At 71.8% G+C, this 14924-nt stretch carries 11 protein-coding genes; 5 read left to right on the plus strand and 6 right to left on the minus strand.

Annotated elements, in window-relative coordinates; genetic code table 11:
- Positions 1 to 158 precede the first annotated feature (158 nt).
- From LUX31_RS05740 to LUX31_RS05750, 3 genes are all read left to right on the plus strand, one after another.
- Positions 159 to 1466, plus strand: coding sequence for an MFS transporter (locus LUX31_RS05740; RefSeq protein ID WP_235473598.1), 1308 nt, complete (start codon positions 159 to 161; stop codon positions 1464 to 1466).
- A 4-nt stretch (positions 1467 to 1470) separates the two neighbouring features.
- The gene (locus tag LUX31_RS05745; RefSeq protein WP_235473600.1) at positions 1471 to 2631 is read left to right on the plus strand and encodes an anhydro-N-acetylmuramic acid kinase; all 1161 of its coding nucleotides are present in this window, start codon (positions 1471 to 1473) and stop codon (positions 2629 to 2631) included.
- Positions 2632 to 3113: 482 nt separating this feature from the next.
- Positions 3114 to 4121: a DUF2510 domain-containing protein gene (locus tag LUX31_RS05750; protein ID WP_235473602.1), complete on the plus strand. Its 1008-nt coding sequence runs from the start codon at positions 3114 to 3116 to the stop codon at positions 4119 to 4121.
- Positions 4122 to 4259: 138 nt separating this feature from the next.
- On the opposite strand, the gene LUX31_RS05755 is transcribed toward LUX31_RS05750, so the two are convergent.
- Positions 4260 to 4874 carry a TetR/AcrR family transcriptional regulator gene (locus tag LUX31_RS05755; protein WP_235473603.1) on the minus strand — a complete coding sequence of 205 codons (615 nt, stop codon included), beginning with the start codon at positions 4872 to 4874 and terminating at the stop codon, positions 4260 to 4262.
- Between the two features lie 225 nt (positions 4875 to 5099).
- On the opposite strand from LUX31_RS05755, the gene LUX31_RS05760 reads away from it, so the two are divergent.
- Together LUX31_RS05760 and LUX31_RS05765 are read left to right on the plus strand one after the other, a co-directional pair.
- Positions 5100 to 5915, plus strand: a complete 816-nt coding sequence (locus tag LUX31_RS05760) for a phosphatase PAP2 family protein (RefSeq protein ID WP_235473605.1) — start codon at positions 5100 to 5102, stop codon at positions 5913 to 5915.
- Entirely contained in the window at positions 5912 to 6922 is a 1011-nt protein-coding gene (locus LUX31_RS05765; protein ID WP_235473607.1) for a hypothetical protein, read from the plus strand. Before LUX31_RS05760 ends, LUX31_RS05765 begins: the two co-directional genes overlap by 4 nt.
- A gap of 275 nt (positions 6923 to 7197) precedes the next feature.
- On the opposite strand, the gene LUX31_RS05770 is transcribed toward LUX31_RS05765, so the two are convergent.
- The 5 genes from LUX31_RS05770 to LUX31_RS05790 form a co-directional block, all read right to left on the minus strand.
- Positions 7198 to 8118 (minus strand): phospholipid scramblase-related protein, encoded by a 921-nt coding sequence (locus LUX31_RS05770; protein WP_235473609.1) that lies wholly within the window; start codon positions 8116 to 8118, stop codon positions 7198 to 7200.
- Between the two features lie 76 nt (positions 8119 to 8194).
- Positions 8195 to 10249: a phosphocholine-specific phospholipase C gene (locus LUX31_RS05775; RefSeq protein ID WP_235473611.1), complete on the minus strand. Its 2055-nt coding sequence runs from the start codon at positions 10247 to 10249 to the stop codon at positions 8195 to 8197.
- 190 nt (positions 10250 to 10439) lie between these two features.
- The gene (locus LUX31_RS05780; protein WP_235473613.1) at positions 10440 to 11966 is read right to left on the minus strand and encodes a sensor histidine kinase; all 1527 of its coding nucleotides are present in this window, start codon (positions 11964 to 11966) and stop codon (positions 10440 to 10442) included.
- Positions 11963 to 12703 (minus strand): response regulator transcription factor, encoded by a 741-nt coding sequence (locus LUX31_RS05785; protein ID WP_235473615.1) that lies wholly within the window; start codon positions 12701 to 12703, stop codon positions 11963 to 11965. Before LUX31_RS05785 ends, LUX31_RS05780 begins: the two co-directional genes overlap by 4 nt.
- Positions 12704 to 12745: 42 nt before the next feature.
- A complete protein-coding gene (locus LUX31_RS05790; RefSeq protein ID WP_235473616.1) occupies positions 12746 to 14920 on the minus strand; it encodes an ArnT family glycosyltransferase in 2175 nt (724 codons plus the stop codon).
- Positions 14921 to 14924: the final 4 nt, after the last annotated feature.

Consider the following 14924-nt stretch of genomic DNA (forward strand, 5'->3'; position numbering starts at 1 on the left):
CGGCAGGGCGACGCCGCGGGCCCGCCACCAGGCGTCGTGAAAGTTATTGACAGTCAACACCCCCTGAAATGAAGCTAATTTTCCGTCGCGGCGGGCGCGCATCCGCCCCTTGACGCGCCCCCTCGACCGCCCCGCCCGCGCCCCCGGAAAGGACCTCCATGAGCGCGCCCGCGCCCGCCCCCGACCTGCGGCCCCCTCGTCCGGAGCACTCCCGCAGAGCCCTGTTCGCGGGCTCGGTGGGGAACTTCATCGAGTGGTACGAGTTCGGCGTCTACGGCTACTTCGCGACGGTGATCGCGGCCCGCTTCTTCACCCCGGAGGGCGGCAGCGAGGCCGAGGCGCTGGTGAAAACGTATGCGTCCTTCGGACTGGCGTTCTTCTTCCGGCCGGTGGGCGCGGCCGTGTTCGGCCGGCTCGGTGACCGGATCGGCCGGCGGCCGGTGCTGATCCTGGTGATCGCGCTGATGACGGGCGCCACGACACTGATCGGCGTGCTGCCGACGTACGACACGGTCGGCGCCCTCGCACCCTGGCTGCTGACGCTGCTCCGGGTGGTCCAAGGGCTTTCGGCGGGCGGCGAGTTCGGGGGCGCGGTCTCCGTGATGACCGAGTTCGCGCCACCGGGGCGGCGCGGGCTGTACGGGTCGTGGCAGTCGTTCACGGTGGCGCTGGGACTGCTGGCCGGGGCGGGCGCGGCGGCCCTGCTCGCCACACTGCTCACCGAGGCCCAACTGGCCGACTGGGGCTGGCGGTTGCCGTTCCTGCTGACACTGCCGCTGGCGCTGGGCGCGCTGTGGCTGAGACTGCGACTGGAGGAAACCCCGGACTTCGAACGAGCGACCGCCACCGCGACCGCCGCGGAGAGCCCGCCCGCCCGTGAGATCGCACGGGCCGTCGCGGTGGGCGCCGGGCGGATCATGGGCTGGGCCGCCGCCGGTTACACCTTCCTCGTCGTACTCCCCTCCTACCTCCAGAGCACCCTGCACGCGAGCTTTCAACAGGCGCTGCTCGCCACGGTGTTGGCCAATCTGGGGTTCGCGGCGACGATCGTACCGGCCGGGTGGTTCAGCGACCGGGTGGGGCGGCGGCCGGTGATGCTGGCCGGGGCGGTGCTGGTGGTGGTCCTGGCGGTGCCGCTGCTCAACCTCCTTCAGGACGCGGGTACTTCGAACCCGGTGAAGGGGGTGGCGGTGTTCGGGGCGGGCGCGGTGGTCGGGCTGATGGCGGGTCCGGGCCCGGCGATGCTCGCCGAACTGTTTCCGACGAGCGCGCGATACACGGGCCTCGGCCTCGCCTACGCCCTCTCCAACGCGGTGTTCTCGGGGTGCGCGGGCCTGATCATCACGGAGACGGTGAAACGGACGGGGAACGTGGACGTCCCCGCGTACTACGCGGCGACGGTGTGCGCGGTGAGCGTGCTCGCGCTCGCCGCCTCCCCCAAGTTCGTTGCCGGAAAGGCGGGTTGAGGGCATGCGGGTGATCGGTCTGATGTCCGGGACGTCGTACGACGCCATCGACGCGGCGGCGGCCGAGCTGACCCTGGTCGGCGACAGCCTCGTACTGCGCCCGCTGGGAATGGTGAGCGAGCCGTACGACGCCGAACTGCGGGAGTCGCTGGCGGCGGCGCTGCCTCCGGCCGCCACCTCCCTGTCCGAGGTGTGCCGCCTCGACACCAGGATCGGGCAGGCCTTCGCGAGGGCGGCCGTCCGTGCGGTGCGCGAACTGTGCGGCGGGGAAGCGGAGTTGATCGCCTCGCACGGCCAGACGGTCTACCATTGGGTGGATGCCGGGCAGGCGCACGGCACCCTCCAACTCGGCCAACCGGCCTGGATCGCCGAGGCGACCGGACTGCCCGTGGTCGCCGACTTCCGCCCGCGCGACATCGCCGCCGGCGGCCAGGGCGCCCCGCTGGTCAGCCTGGTCGACCTGCTGTGGCTGCGCGGCCGACCGGGCACGCCCGTCGCCCTGAACCTCGGCGGCATCGCCAACCTCACGGCCCCGGACGGCACCGCCTTCGACACCGGACCGGGCTGCGCGCTGATCGACGCGGCGGCGAAGGGCTTCAGCGGCGGCAGGCTCACGTACGACGCCGAGGGCGCCCTGGCTGCCCGGGGCACAGTCCACGGCCCGCTGCTGCGACGCCTGTTGGACGAGCCGTACTACACACTGCCCGCACCCCGCACCACCGGCAAGGAGCTGTTCCACCTCGGCTACCTCCAGGACGCCCTGGCCGGCCTCGGCACCCTGTCCGCCGAGGACGTGATCGCCACGCTCACGATGCTCACGGCGAGGACGGTCGCGGACGCCGTCAGCACCGTGGGCGCGACAGAGGTGATCGCCTCGGGCGGCGGCACCCGCAACCCCGTACTGATGGCAATGCTCGGAGCCCGCCTCCCCGGTGTGCCGCTACGCACCTCGGACGAACTGGGCCTGCCGTCCCCCGCCAAGGAGGCCTACGCCTTCGCGGTCCTCGGCTTCCTGACGACCCACGGCCTGCCTGGCACCCACCCGGCCAGCACCGGAGCCCACCACCCGAGCATCCTCGGCTCGGTCACCCCCGGCCGGGAGGGCCTGCGACTGCCGCCGGCGGCGGAGAAGGCGCCGGTGCGACTGGTGGTGGAAGGCGCCTGACCGCCCGTCGAGCCGGGACCGCCCTCCGCCGCGAGACAGACGCACGCTTTCGCGGCCTTCGGACTCCTGACCACCCACGGCCTCCCCGCGCACCCGGCGGACAGGACAGGCGCCCGGCGTCCTTGGCTCGCGCACCCCTGGCAGGGGAGGGACTGCGGCTGCCCCCGACAGCCCAGGAGGCGCCTGCGCGGCCGCTGGTCGAGGGCTCCTGCCCCTGACCGTCCCGGCATCTCAGCCCACCTCTACGGCATCGCGGGCACCCGCCCGGAAAGCACCAGCGCCTGACACCCGAGCATCCTCGGCTCAGTCACCCCCAGCCTCTGCCCCGGGCGGCCAGAAGGTCCCGCTGCGGCTGCCGGTGGACGGCACCTGACCTCCCGTATCCCCCTATCTCCGCATCTCGGACCGCCATTCTGCGTCTTTCCCCGAGGAAAGATGACTCCTCTCATCCGGCTTTCACCCTTGCCTCATACGGTGGGGGCATGACGCAGGAGACTCCTCCCGGCTGGTATCCCGACCCCGGGCAGACAAGTGACGGCCCCGCCACCGAGCGCTGGTGGGACGGTAAGGCATGGACGGAACAGACCCGTCTTGACGGCTCGGCCCCCGCCTGGGGTCCGCCGGTGCTGGCCGCCGGCGGGGCGTATCCGGAGTATCCGGACCATTCACCGACGGACACCGGCACCCGGCGCGGGCTGCGCACCGGTATAGCCGTCGCGGTGGCGATAGCCGTCCTCGCCGGTATAGGCGGCGGTGTGTACGCGCTGACCAAGGACGACGGCAGCAGCGGTAGCAATGCGGGCTCGCAGGTGCCCGGCGGGCAGGGTGGCACCGGTGGGCAGGGTGGGCCAGGTGGCCAGAGCGGTGGTGGTCAGGGCGGGCCCGGTGGTGGCACCGGCGGCGGCTCGGACGGGCAGACGCCCGATCCGCAGCAGTCCGAGCCCTCGGAGAGCCCGACGATCGACAGCGGGTCGGTGCCCGACTCGGTCAACGGGATCAGCATTCCGATCCCCGACGGCTGGTACGGCCAGTCGCTCAGCGTGGGCGGGCAGGTGACCTCGGACAGCTCGTACAAGTGCCCGGGCGACACGACGAAGACCTGCACGAAGGGCGGGGCGTACTCGGCGCCCGCACTGGCGCTCGGCACCTCGGGCAGCACCGCTGAGGCGGTCGCCAAGGCGGACATCGAGGCCAACGCCGAGGAGTCGTACGGCGGTACGACCTACGGGAAGATCACCTCGCACGAGGTGCTGGCCTCCAAGGCGGTGACCGTGGCCGGGCAGAAGGGCTATCTGGTCCGCTGGAAGGCGATCACGAGCAAGGGCGCCGACGGGTTCGTCGAGTCGCTCGCCTTCCCCGCGCCCGCCAACCCGCAGCAGATCGTCGTCGTCCGGTTCGGTGTCGACGCCGACCAGAAGGAGTCGGTGATCGACGAGATCACCGCCGGCATCAAGGTCTCGTCCGGGGACGGCAGCGGGCAGAACGTGTGATCACGTGGATCGGCCGGGTGGGGCGCCTCTCCGCTCAAGAGGAACCCCACCCGGCCGGGGGGTGCGCGCCGCCCCCGTCCCCACGGGTCGGCGCGAACAGGTCACCGTCCGGTCATGCCACGGGCGGCGACCTGCGTCTCAGGTGAGTCCGAGTGCGGGCAGCACCGCGGCCTCCACGAACCTCACGAGATACTCCGGGTCGGCGTACTGACCCTCAAGGACCGGGCGGACCCGCAGGACGCCCATCATCTGCGCCGGTACGTACTCCAGCGCCGGATGGTCGGCGGCGATCTCGCCGCGCTCGATCCCGCGCCGGATCATCTCGCGGAACGCGCACAGCTCCGGCTCGACGAGCGCCTCGCGCAGCGCCTCCTGGAGCTCCGGGTCCTGCATGACGGCATGGCCGAGGGCCTGCATCAGCCGGGTGTCGTGGCCCGACCACTCGCCCGCCGCCCGCGCCGCCTCGCGCAGGTCCCCGGCGAGGGTCCCCGTGTCCACGTCGGCGAAGCGGGCGCGCCGGTTGGCGCGCAGCGCGGCGGCCACGAACTGTGGCTTCGTCTTCCACTGCCGGTAGAGCGTCGACTTGCTGCAGCGCGCGCTGGCGGCAACGCCCTCCATGGTCAGCGCCTCGTACCCGCACTCGCGGATCTGGAGGAGCACGGCGTCGAAGTACTCCTGCTCACGCTCCGGCGTGATCTTGGAGCGGCGGGAGGCGACGACCGGTTCCGATCCCTCCGCGGCCTGCGACGTCATGCCTGCGCTCCTCATTCCTATCGCTTCTGTCACTTCTGTCGTTCGTGTCGGGCTGCTCTGCGGCTTATTCCCGATTCCAGTGTGGCGTAAGTCCATCGATACGCCAGTGTACCGGAACGGATCCGTTTCGGTACACTGGCGTATCGGTACACCAACGTATCGATGAGCTGAGCGCCCGTACAGACGAGTTCACGCCCATAAACGCACTACCGAAGGGGTCGGGGGATGGAAGCCCGCACCGCGCCTGTCAAGGCGGAACCCGCCGGTATACGACGGCCGCCGCTCGTCCGTGAACTCCTGCTGGTCGCGGGCCTGTTCCTCGTCTACAAACTCGGCAGGCAACTGGCGACGGGACACACCGCCGAGGCCTTCCACAACGCGACCCGCGTCTGGGACTGGGAGCGTGCCCTCCACCTCCCCGGCGAGGGCGCCGTGCAGTCCGCGCTGCTGCACAGCGACACCGCGGTCCATGTCGCGAACACCTACTACGCGACCGTGCACTTTCCGGCCACCGCCGCCTTCCTGGTCTGGCTCTACCTGCGGCGCCCCACCCACTACGTCTGGGCCCGCCGGGTCCTCGCCGTGGTCACCGGGGCCGCCCTGGTCATCCACCTCACCTTCCCGCTGGCCCCGCCCCGGCTGCTGGGCGCGGCCGGCCTCATCGACACCGGCCAGGTGTACGGGCCCACGGTCTACGGCGCCTCGCCCGAGGCCGACACCCTGTCCAACCAGTTCGCGGCCATGCCGTCGCTGCACTTCGGCTGGGCCCTGATGGTGGCGATCGGCCTGATCGTCGCGACCCGCTCCCGCTGGCGCTGGCTGTGGCTGCTGCATCCGCTGGTGACGCTGCTGGTCATCGTCGGTACGGCGAACCACTACTGGCTCGACGCGATCGTGGCGTCGGCCCTGCTGGGCATCGCCCTCGCGGTCGTCCACCTGCCGCACCGCACCGAGTCGACAGCCGGGCAGGGGCAGGGCAGCAGGCTCGCCCCGGCCGACGAGCCCGCTCTCGTAGGCGCGGGACTGGGAGCGGGACGATGAACACCGCCACTCTCGTCGCCGTCGCCCTCTCCCTGCTCTCGGCCGTCGCTTACGCCGCCGCTGCCGTCGCCCAGGAACGGCTCGCCTCCCGCAACGCCGACGCGGGGATACGGCGGCTGCTGGCGACCGGCGCCTGGTGGGGCTCGGTGCTGCTCAACGCGGCGGGCGCGCTGCTGCACGTGGTCGCCCTCAAGTACGGTCCGCTCACGGTGGTGCAGCCGCTGGGTGCGCTCACCCTGGTCGCCGCCGTGCCGCTGGGCGCGCGGGTCGCCGGGCGGCGGGTCAGCGCGGTGGAGTGGCGGGGCACCGCCCTGACGCTGCTCGGTCTGGCGGCGATCCTGGTCACGGCGTCCGGTCCGGCGCCCGACGACGTGCTGAGTCTGCCGGAGGCCCTCGCGGTCGCCGGTACGACGATGGTCCTGATCGGGGTGCTGGCCCGCCCCGGCGCCAAGCCCGGGCTGCGGCACGCGAGCGCGTCCGGCATCGCGTCCGGGGTGGCCTCGGCGCTCACCCAGACGGTCACGGTCGCGGCGACGGCCGGCTCGGGTGCGCTGCCCGGCTGGCAGGTCATCGGGGTGGCGCTGCTGGTCTCGGCCTTCGCGGCGGGCGGCCTGATCCTGTCCCAGACCGCCTACCGGGGCGGCCTCGGCGGCCCGCTGGCCCTGGTGACCCTGGCCAATCCGGTCGCGGCGGCGGTCATCGGCCTGACGCTGCTCGGCGAACGGCTCCAGGGCGGGGCGGCGGGCCTGCTGCTGGCGCTGGCGGGCGCGGGGCTCGCGGGGTGGGGCGTGGTGACACTGTCACGGTCGACGCCGGACCCGGTGTCGGTGCCCGTGTCGGCGCCCGCCTCGATTCCGGCTGCGGTTGAGGTCTCGGTCCTGGATGACGAGGAGCATCCGGTGGCGTCGGTCCTCGCGCTGGAGGCCCACCCGGCCCACCCGGCGCCGTACGAACCGTCGTTGATGCCCCGGCAGCCGTCGGAGCCGGGACACCTCACGTCGCTGTGAACCGACCGGTTCCTGTGAACCGAGCGGTTCCCGTTAACCGGACTCGGAGCCTGAGCCCCTCACGGCTCTGTGAACCGACCGGTCTCTGTGAACCGACCGGTCCTTGTGAACACGCCGCGGAGCCGGGGCGTCACGCCCCTCTGTGAACCGACCGGCACCTGTGAACCGCCAGCCCTCCGTGAACCGGCGGGCCGTCATCAACACGCCTGTGAACAGCGGCTTCGGTCAGCCCCTGTGAACCGACCGAACAGCCCCGCCAGCCGTGAACAGCCCCGTCAGCCCAGACCCCGTGAATCCTGCTTCAGCGCCGTGTCGACGGTCAGCGCCGTCGCCACCACCAGGCTCAGCAGGGGTTCGGGCAGCTGGTAGTGGATCTGCAGGACATAGTTGTCCGAGGTCGTGAACATCGTCTTAGCCAGACCTTCCCAGGTCTTGGTGATACGGGCGACCTCGTTCTCCGCGTGGTCGACGATCGCGAAGTTCCAGGCCCGCCAGTTCTCGGCCTTGATCGCGCCGACCTGCTGACCGCCCGCGTTGATCGCGAAGTTGATCTTCCCGATCATGTTCTGCTGGACGATCTCACCGACCGGCGAGCCGTCCGGACGCTGCACGAGCACCCGCGACTTCATGAACTTCCGGGGCCGCGTCAGCAGCAGCACCGGCTGCCCGTGGGCGTCCCGGATCTCCAGCTTGTGCGTCATGAACTGGTCGAGGCTGGAGACGAACCGCAGGATCTTCTTCAGCGCGCTCTGGCCGACCTGGACGACCGAGCCCAGCTCCTTGCCCTGCTGGTCCATGACCTTGTACTCGTTGGTCAGCTCGATCAGCTTGGCCTTCTGGTTCACCACCAGCACCGGCTCGCTGAACAGCGTGCCGCCACCGGCCCCGCCCGCCGCGACCCCGGCCTGCTGCTGCACCTGCCGCTGGACCCGCGGGTCGGCACCGGCGGCCGGCTGCGCCGACCCGAACCCCTTCTGCGGTTGGCCCTGGGGCTGACCGAATCCCTGCTGGGGCAGCTGAACCGGCGCCGCCTGCGGCTGCTGGGCATGCGGCTGCTGGGCCGGGGGCTGCTGCGCCTGCTGCTGGTCGACATTGGTGTGGTCGGTCCACTGAGATCCGTCCCAGTAGCGGAGCGTCTGAGGGGCTCCGTGGGGATCCGGGTACCAACCTGCAGGTATGTTCGATTGCGTGGTCACCGGGGCACACTACCGTGGCATGGCTGGATGACAACCATGTCCCGGTCAAGGCGCCCCGGCCCCACTCCCCACCCCCTCAGCAGGCGGCTATCGCCGGATCGCTCACGCCCACCCGGCCGTTCTCCACGTGCCCGGCGAACCGGCGCAGGAACGACGCGTCAGCGCCGGAGGTGACCGTCAGGTCGTACCAGCGCCTGCTGGCGCCCAGGTCCACCCGGTGCCGTACGGTCGCCCCGGCCCGCACCCTGATCTTGCGGGCCTGTCCCCCGTACCCGTTGCTCACCGTCAACTCCACTGTGCCGGAGCCCTTGTTGGTGAGCGTCAGCTCGACGTCGTCGCCGGTGTGCCGTGCGGTCGCCTCGGGTCCGGCGGTGCCCTTGCCCCGGCCCTTGAAGACCCGCAGGAAGCCGTTGGGGCCGTGCACCGTCAGGTCGTACACGTCCTTGGAGTAGGCCGAGTTCCAGGTGTCCGCGACGGTCTTGCCTGCCTCGGTCGTGTAGTGCCAGGGGCCGTCGGTGCGGTTGCCGGACGTCACCACGAAGGCGGCGCCGGCGTGGCTGCCGGAGGCGAAGGCGAGCGTGAACTTCCCGGCCGCCGGGTCGGCCGAACCGTCCACGTACGGGGCGTACTTGAGCGGGCGGGCCGGGCGGGTGCCGCGCTCCTGGCGGGGCATGCGCGGGTCGGCCGGCGGGGTGGGCTTGTAGTCGGGGTGGCGGTCCCGGTCCTGCGGCTCGTAGCCGTCGGTCTCCGGCAGCGGGACCGGGTGCGCGTCCTTACGGGAGAAGTCGAAGGCGGCGGTGAGGTCGCCGCAGATCGCCCGGCGCCAGGGCGAGATGTTGGGCTCGCGCACCCCGAAGCGCTCCTCCATGAACCGCACGATCGACGTGTGGTCGAGGGTCTCGGAGCAGACGTAACCGCCCTTGCTCCAGGGCGAGACGACCAGCATCGGCACGCGCGGGCCGAGACCGTACGGGCCGGCCACCCGGCTCGCGTCACCCTTGTAGAGGTCCAGCGTCACGTCCACCGTGGACTTGCCCTGCTCGGCGGACTTCGGCGGCAGCGGCGGTACGAGGTGGTCGAAGAAGCCGTCGTTCTCGTCGTACGTGATGAACAGCGCCGTCTTCGCCCAGACCTCGGGGTTGGAGGTGAGCGCGTCCAGCACCTGCGAGATGTACCAGGCGCCGTAGTTCGAGGGCCAGTTGGAGTGCTCGGAGAACGCCTCGGGGGCGGCGATCCAGGAGATCTGCGGGAGCGTGCCCGCCTTGACGTCGGCCTTCAGGCGGTCGAAGTAGCCGTCGCCGTTCTTCACGTCGGTGCCGGTGCGGGCCTTGTCGTACCAGGGGTCGCCCGCCTTGGCGTTGCGGTACTTGTTGAAGTAAAGGAGGGAGTTGTCGCCGTAGTTGCCTCGGTAGGCATCCTGGATCCAGCCCCAGGAACCGGCCGCGTCCAGGCCGTCGCCGATGTCCTGGTAGATCTTCCAGGAGATACCGGCCCCCTCCAGCCGCTCGGGGTAGGTCGTCCAGTCGTAGCCGACCTCGTCGTTGCCGAGGACCGGGCCGCCGCCCTTGCCGTCGTTGCCCGTGTAACCCGTCCACATGTAGTAGCGGTTGGGGTCGGTGGAGCCGATGAACGAGCAGTGGTAGGCGTCGCAGACGGTGAACTTGTCCGCGAGCGCGTAGTGGAAGGGGATGTCCTCGCGGGTCAGGTACGCCATGGTCGTGGCGCCCTTCGCGGGCACCCACTTGTCGTACTTGCCCCCGTTGTAGGCGGCGTGCCCGTCGGGCCAGGAGTGCGGGAGGCCCTCCAGGAACTGCATGCCGAGATCGTCGGCCTCCGGGTGGAAGGGCAGCAGGTCCTTGGTGCCGTCCGACTGGTGCCAGACCGACTTGCCGTTGTCCAGGGTGACCGGATGCGGGTCACCGAAACCCCGCACTCCGCGCAGCGCACCGAAGTAGTGGTCGAAGGACCGGTTCTCCTGCATCAGGACGACGATGTGCTCGACGTCCTCGATCGTGCCGGTGCGGTGGTGCGCGGGAAGGGCGGCGGCACGCTCGATGCTGCTGGAGAGCGCGGTGAACGCCGTGGTCGCGCCCGCGAGTTGGAGGAAGCGGCGCCGGTTGACTTCGGGCATGGGTGAAGGGCCTCTCGTCCTGATGACGGCGATGAGCGGTACGTGACGGAATGGGGGCGCCTGGAGTTTCCCAGGGGTACCGAACGGCACGGAAGGGTCTGGTGGCGTCGGTGTGAAGGTCGTCGGTACACGAGATGAGGGGCGGGCCAAGTCCGGCCAACGGCGCCTTCAAGCCCTGCCCAAGAGACCGCTATGCCTCGCCGTCGGCCCGTCGGCCCGGCCGGTCGGTCCGCCACTCGGCGGGCAGGTACGGCAGGACGAGGCGGAAGACGCAGCCGTGGCCCGGGGCCGTGTCAAGTTCGAGGCGGCCGTCGTGCCCCTCGGCGATGGTGGCGGCGATGGCGAGGCCGAGCCCGCTGCCGCCGTGGGCGCGGGAGCGGGAGGGATCGGCCCGGTAGAAGCGTTCGAAGACGTGCGCGGCGTCGTGCGGACCGAGCCCCGGGCCCTCGTCGGCGACTTCGACCACCGCCACGGGAGCCCCCTCGGGCAGGGCGGGTGAGGCGCCGGTGCGGCCCTGGCGGTCCGTGCCCACGCGGATGTGCACGGCGGTGCCCGGCGGGGTGTGGGTCCGCGCGTTGGACAGCAGGTTCTCCAGGATCTGCCGCAGGCGGTGCGGATCGCCCACCGTCTCGACGAGTTCGAGTTCGTCGGTGCCGGTCGGGTCGGCGTCGGTGCGCAGCGGGCCGAGGTCGACCCGGTGGGTGGTGCCGTGCAGGGCGGCGGCGCTGACGGCGTCCGCCGCGAGCGAGAGGAGGTCCACCGGTTCGCGCCGGTAGGAGGGTTCCTTGTCGAGGGTGGCGAGCAGTTGGAGGTCGTCCACGAGCAGGCTCATGCGCTCCGCGTTGTGCACGATGAGCCGGTTGGCCTCCCGTCGCTCGCGCTCCGGGCGCGCCTCGGGACGCAGGGCGAGTTCGGCGTACCCCTGGATCGCGGTGAGGGGCGTACGCAGTTCATGGCCGGCGTCGGCGACGAAGCGCCGCATCCGCGCCTCCGACGCCTCCCCCTCCCGCAGGGCCCGCTGCAGCCGGTCCAGCATCGTGTTGAGCACCCTGCCCAGCCGGCCGATCTCGGTGCGCGCGTCGGTGTCGGTCAGCCGCAGGCCGAGATCGCCGGCGGTGATGTCCTCGGCGGTGCGTTCCATCCGGGTCAGCGGCAGCAGCCCCAGCCGGACCACCCATCGGCCGAGGGCGACCAGGCCCACGACCGTGACCGCCAGCAGGCCGAGGTCCAGCCACCCGAGCCTCGACAGGGCGCCCTCGACGGTGTCCAGCGGCAGCGCCACCACCGCGCTCATCCCGTCCGGCCCCGAGTACCTGACCACCCGCCAGTTGCTGTCGCCGTCCGCCGCCGGGACACTCGCCGGACGTGCCTCGCGCAGCCGGAGACCGGCGGCGGAGTCGGGAAGCCGGGGCCCGGTCCGCTTTCCCGTACCCATCGACAGGTTCAGGCGCCGGCCCTCGGAGTCGTAGAAGTAGACCCGGAAGTCGGAGGGCAGCGTGCCGGGGCCGGGGAGGTCGTCGCGGAGCGCGTCGGTGTAGGCGCGCGTCGGTGGATGGAAGTCGGCGAGCTGCTGGTCGACCCGGTCCAGCAGCCAGGAACGCAGCACGACGAAGCCGACCACCTGGGAGGCCAGCACCGCCGCCGTGGCCAGGACGGTGACGCCCAGGATCAGCCGCGTGCGCAGCGAACCCGGCGGCCGGTGCGGAAGTGGTCTCACCGGCCGTCGGCCCCCGTCCGCTCGCGGGGCAGCCGCAGGCAGTAGCCGACCCCGCGCACGGTGTGGATCAGCGGCGGATCGACGTGGTCGATCTTTCTGCGCAGGTACTTGATGTACGTCTCGACGATGCGTGCGTCGCCCGCGAAGTCGTACCCCCACACGTGGTTGAGGATCTGGGCCTTGCTCACCACCCGGGTGGCGTTCTCCATTAGGTAGCCGAGCAGCTTGAACTCGGTGGGCGAGAGCGGGACGTACGCGCCGGCGCGGTGCACTTCGTGCGCGTGCTCGTCCATCTCCAGATCGGCGAACCCCAGCCGCTGCTCCTCCTCGGCCGGCGGGAGCGCGGCGCCGGTGCGGCGCAGGATCGCCTCGATGCGCAGCAGCACCTCCTCGATGCTGAAGGGCTTGGGCACGTAGTCGTCCCCGCCGGCGCCCAGGCCGGTGAGACGGTCGTGGAGGCCGGTGCGGGCGGTCAGGAACAGCACGGGTACGTCGTTCCCCGCCGCCCGCAGTCTCCGGGTCACCTCGAATCCGTCCAGGTCGGGCAGGGTCACGTCCAGGAGGATCAGGTCCGGGACGAGGCGCGCGGTCTCCGTGAGAGCCGCTCGGCCGCTGTCGGTGCTGGTCACCTCGTATCCGGTGAGGCGGAGGGTGGACTCCAGCAGGGTGCGGATGCTGGGTTCGTCCTCCACCACGAGAAGCCTGCGCCGGGCCTCGGCCGCGGTCCGTTCGGTCATGACGCCGGTCCGTCCGTTCTGGGGTGCGTCGTACGTGTCGGCTCAGCGGGCGGCGCAGTCGTACAGCACGGTGGCACCGCCGAATCCCGTCGCCCCCGCGCCGCTGTCCTGGGACGACGTGCCCCCGTACGACGAGGCGGGCACCTCGGTGCAGTTCTCCGCGAGCCAGTCGGAGCGCTGCTGGGACGTCCCGCCGGACGCGCCGGGGAGGCCGCCGCCCGACTCCGAGCCCAGTACGTAGCGTAGGTCGCCGTCCTTGGTCCACTTCTCCAACTGCCCGACCGACGGCGCGTCGTCGGAGCCGGTGAAGCCGCCCATACCGACGACCGTCTCGTCGCTGCCGAGGATGAAGGCGCTGGTGGACATGGCGCCGCCCTCGACGGCGAGCTTGATACGGGCGTCGGGCGCCTGCTCGACCACGTAGGTGAGGATCTTGCGCTGATCGTCGGTCAGTTGTGCACCGCTGCCGAGTCCTGCGGCTCCTCCGGCTCCAACACCTGCGCCGGAGCCGTTGGCGTTGCCGGGGAAGGTCGGCAGCCCACCGGACGGCACCTCACCGGACTGGCCCTGACCCGATCCAGAACCACCGGGGAGGTCGGGCATGCCGGAGGGCATTCCGGACGGCAGCTCCGAGGGCTGGCCCCCGTCTCCGGAGCCGATCCGCGGCATGTCCCCTCCCCCGCCGAAGCCCAGCCCCGTCGGCCCCGCTGTCGGATTCCCGCCGATCGCGCTCGTCGAGGCGGGCACACTCACCGCCCATGCCCCGGGCGCCAGCAGCACCGACACGACCGCCGCGCCGGCCGCCACGGTGAGCAGTCGCCCGCCCCGCCGGGACAGCAGGAGCAGGGTGATCGCGAGGCAGCCGGACAGCAGCACCGGCCAGACGAGCCAGCCGTTCCAGTCCTGGTCGCGGCGGACGAGCGCCACCGCCCAGCCGACGCTCACCGCGACCGCGGCGACACCGACCAGGGGGACCCAGCGGAGTCCGGCACGGTGGGCCCGTACGAGCGTGGCCACCAGGCCACCGCACAACGCGCCGATCGCGGGGGCGAGTTGGGTCGTGTAGTACGGATGGAAGATGCCCTGCTGGGTGGAGAACACGGCCGCGCAGACCACCAGCCAGGTGCCCCACAGCAGCCAGCCGGCGGCGGGCAGCGGTACGGAGTCCGGCAGTCGGCCGCGTCGGCGCAGCACCGCGCAGCCCGCCGCGACGGCCAGGGCGACCGCGCAGAGGGGCAGCAGCCAGCTGATCTGCCCCGCGACCTGGTCGTTGAAGAGACGCCCGAGGCCGGAGGCACCGCCGAACCCGCCACCGCCTCCGAACGAACCACCGCCCGGGCCCTGGCCTCCGCCCTCGGAGCCGAAGACACGGCCGAGTCCGTTGTAGCCGATCACCAGATCCCAGGCGGAGCCGTCCTCGCTGCCGCCGATGTACGGACGGTCGCCCGGCCACAGGGCAACCATGGCGACCCACCACAGGGAGGACGCCGCCAGGACGGCGCCCGCGCCCAGCAGCCGCCCGACTCGCGGTGCCCAGGCGCCGCTTCCTGCCACGAGCCAGGCGACGGCGAAGGCGGGGACGACCATCCAGGCGGCGAGCATCTTGGTGAGGAAGCCGCATCCGATCAGGAAGCCGCTCGCGCACAGCCACCAGGTGGCGGTCCTGCCGTCGGCCGCCAGCGCGCGGGTGAGCGCGTACGCCGCCGACACCAGAAGCAGGACGAGGAGGGTGTCGGGGTTGTTGTCCCGGTTGATCGCCACGGTGATGGGCGTGAGCGTGAGGACCAGGGCGGCGGTCAGTGCCGCGGCCTCCCCCGCCCAGCGGCGCACGGTGCGGTGCAGCACGAACACCGCGGCCACGCCCTCGATCACCTGGGGCAGGATCAGCGCCCAGCCGTGAAGGCCGAAGATCTTGGTGCTGACGACCTGCGGCCACAGGGCGGCCGGCGGTTTGTCGACCGTGATGACCCCGGCCGGGTCGTAGGCGCCGAAGAGGAAGTTGGTCCAGTTCCGGCCCATCGACTTCACGGCCGCCGAGTAGTAGCTGTTGCCCCAGCCGAGGGAGCCCAGAGCCCAGCCGTACAGGGCGGTCGCGAGGACGAGGATCGCCGCGAGGGCGGCGGGCGCGGCCCAGGAGGGCAGGGCGCGGCGGGCCGGGCCGAGCGGTCGGTCGGAGGCGGGTGCCGGGGAGGGCAGGGTGTGCGTGGAGTCGCTCATGAGG

This window comes from Streptomyces sp. GQFP, assembly GCF_021545335.1.
Classification (GTDB): domain Bacteria; phylum Actinomycetota; class Actinomycetes; order Streptomycetales; family Streptomycetaceae; genus Streptomyces.